The following is a 3261-nucleotide window of genomic DNA, read 5'->3' as shown; positions in this document are numbered from 1 at the left end:
TTCGAAAAATGGTTTGAACGGGTATCTTCTCTGCAAGCGGCCTAGCTTACAGAATCACTCATTTTAAGCTGTGCTTTTTATTGACATAGGACCAGTTTTCTCTTTTGTCATGGCTCCACCATCCTCAATCTCGGCTGTCATTTGAATGGCAGTCATATTTATTTTTTACTTTTCAAAAACTCGAGCGCGTCTTCTTCATTAAGCGGCTTGCTGAACAAATACCCCTGTATCTTGTCGCAGCTGTGCTCTTTTAAATACTGCAGCTGGCTCTCATACTCAACCCCTTCAGCAATTGTGCAGTGCCCAAGCTTATGCGACATCGAAATAATATCGCTTGTTATTGCTTTACTCGGGTCTGTATCTAACAGCTTATCGATGAAATATTTGTCAATTTTCAAGCAGTCGACGCTTAACTCTTTTTCTCTGGCCAGAGAGGAATAGCCAGTTCCAAAATCATCTATAGCTATGTGAAGTCCGGCTTCTCTCAGTTTCTCGATAGTGTTATTGATGTTTTCATAATCGGAGGCAAAGACCGATTCCGTAATCTCAATGCCGATATTCCGTGGATTAACCTGCATCTCGTTCATCAATTCCAGAAACCTGCTTGTAAAGTCAGGTTTCAACAGCTGAATAGCAGAAACATTGATTGAAACGCCGACTTCATCATATCCACTCGCATTAAGCTTATTAAGGAAATGAAACGCGTTGACAATCACTTTTTCACCAATCGGTATAATGAGCTTTGTCTCTTCGGCAATCGGTATAAATTCAACCGGTGACACCAGTCCGTGTTTTTCTGTTTTTAACCGTGCTAGCGCTTCAAACCCACAAACAGCATTTGTCTGTAGCTCAACAATCGGTTGGTATTGCAAAAACAACTCATCATTAGTGCTTTCAAGCACTACGCCCGTAAGTGCTTCCCGGATGTCTCTTTCGCGGTTTATCTCAGCCTCCAGTTCCTCATTATAAAAACAAGCTTCGAAGTCTTTTTCTAAAATGGCAATAGACCTTTCTGATGCAATCAGAAGTCTTCTTAAGAGTAGATCCACATCGATTTCATCATCGTCCTGCTCAATTTCGAATATGCCGATTCCGCCGCCTATCCGTTCAGTTACAAATAAGGCTTCTAATGCTTCTGCAATGACATCGCAAAAATCAACAAGCTCGTTTTTGTCCTTGTAGTCAATGAGATAGAAGACAAACCGATTTTCATAGGTTTGGAACAGTAATCGGGTGTCAGAGCAATGCTGACTCAGCGTTTCAGCAGTTACTTTTATTAGGTTCTGTGTATAGTGAAACCCATAATTAGCGGTTAACAGCTGAACGGTGCTCAAATTGATACTGATGACCGCTCTATTTAGTCCATCCTTTTTCTTGAGGTCATGATTCAGAAGGGCTTCCAAATAATCACGATTATACAAGCCTGTCCAATTGTCATGCTCATTCATGTATCTGAGATGGTTCTCCATCTCTTTTCTGTCTGAGATATCGAGGATTATTCCTTCCAGCGCTTCAACTTCACCCTCATCATTATATATTCCTTGTCCCATCTCAAGAACCCATTTTCTTTTGCCGCTTGCAGTGATAATCTCATACTCATATCTAAACGGCTGCCCTTTTTCAAGGATTCGCTTCCATTCGTTCCACAATGCTTCGCGGTATTCAGGGGAAATGAGATCATTATACGATAGGTCTCTATTGTTTAACAAGCTTTCGGATTTGTATCCAGTCAGATCATAGCAACCTTTTGAAACGTACTGCATCGTCCAGTCATGATCATATTTGCACTTGTAAGCCAAGCCCGGTAGGTGAGACATTAGAATAGATTCTCTCCGTTCGTTCTCCCTCAATGCAAACTCAAAAAGTTTGCGTGGCGTAATGTCACGGGAGGAGCCTTGAAATCCCACCGCATTACCATTATCATCGCGGATGAAAGAAATACTCAACTCCAGCCAGATAACGGTGCCGTCTGCTTTATAATGTTCAATTTCGATCGTCAGTGACCTGTTTTTATCAATTTCGGGATCTTTTTCTTTTTCTAACTCTTCATAAAAAATCGATTGGATTTTATGCAACGTTTGTGCTGGAAATTTTTCTTCCATCTTCCTATTCATATGCTCTTCGATGGATTCTCCAAGGAGTTTTTCAACAGAGGGACTTACATAAGTCGTTTTCAGGTCTAAATCCATCTGCCAGACAACGTCTGACATATTTTCAGTGATACTTCGATATTTTGTTTCACTTTCAATCAGCGCAGCCAAAGCGGCTTTTTGGTTGGTAATGTCCTGAATAAGACACATATGATTAAGCTTGTTTCCCGCTAAAGGAGCAAGAGACGCAACGACCATGTATACCCATACAACCGATCCATCGGGTTTAACATATCGCTTCTCCATTGAATAGCTTTTAATTTCACCGGCCTGCAGTTTGTTAAAATTTTGTATATCTTCATCCAGGTCGTCCGGATATGTAATCTTTGCCCAGCCTAAATTAATGAGCTCTTCTTTTGTTCTGCCTGTAATTTGTTCATATGCAGAGTTTATTTTTATAATATCCTTGTCAGAGTGTTTAGGATCACGGCTGTGAGAAATTGCTATGCCAATAGGGGCCTCTTCAAAAAGCCTATCAAAGGCAAGAGTGTGTTCGTCAATTTTCTGCGATAGTGCTTGCTGAGCTCGCATCAGTGCTACATGAACATTGATCCTGGCTTTCAATGAATCCATATGAAGTGGCTTTCGGATATAGTCTACGGCACCAAGCTTTAAGCCCTTGATTTCATTATCCAATTCATCATAATTAGTCAATATTATGGTGCGCAGCTTCCGAAACCGCTCATCCCGATTCAATGATTCGAGAACCTGTAAACCATTCATATTAGGCATATTGAGATCGAGTATGAGCAAGTTGATTTCATCATTCTCCGCAAGTACACGCAAAGCCTCTATACCGTCGCAAGCAGTTAGCACGTTATACTCACTAAGCATGTTTTTGATGATCAATCTGTCCGATGCCGAATCGTCAACTACCAAAATTTTAATTAGCATTTTAAATCCTCCTCTTTAACCCACACCCACTCTAGGCTTTCTTATTTTAGTTCCTCAAGCAGTTTCCCAAGTAATTTAGAAAACCTGTCTTGCAATGGCACTATTTCGTTTTCCTTTTCTTCATTATGGAATTGTCAATAAAAGTTTAGTCCCATCGGCAAGGAGAATTATGCAGCAACAGTACAGTGGTAAAGTGCCCGCTTAGAGAGCGGCGGGA

1 protein-coding gene is annotated in these 3261 nt (G+C 40.9%); it reads right to left on the bottom strand.

The genetic code is table 11. The annotated features are described in order from the left end of the window. Positions 1–158: 158 nt before the first annotated feature. Positions 159–3044, bottom strand: a complete 2886-nt coding sequence (locus tag BLW33_RS13790) for an EAL domain-containing protein (RefSeq protein ID WP_090310024.1) — start codon at positions 3042–3044, stop codon at positions 159–161. Between the last annotated feature and the right edge of the window lie 217 nt (positions 3045–3261).

This window comes from Eubacterium aggregans (assembly GCF_900107815.1).
Classification (GTDB): domain Bacteria; phylum Bacillota; class Clostridia; order Eubacteriales; family Eubacteriaceae; genus Eubacterium_O; species Eubacterium_O aggregans.
This window is presented reverse-complemented; position numbering and strand designations above follow the sequence as displayed.

What these genes read in the sequence shown, in the direction of transcription:
- BLW33_RS13790 (WP_090310024.1), bottom strand. Translation starts at nt 3,044, where the DNA reads ATGCTAATTAAAATTTTGGTAGTTGACGATTCGGCATCGGACAGATTG.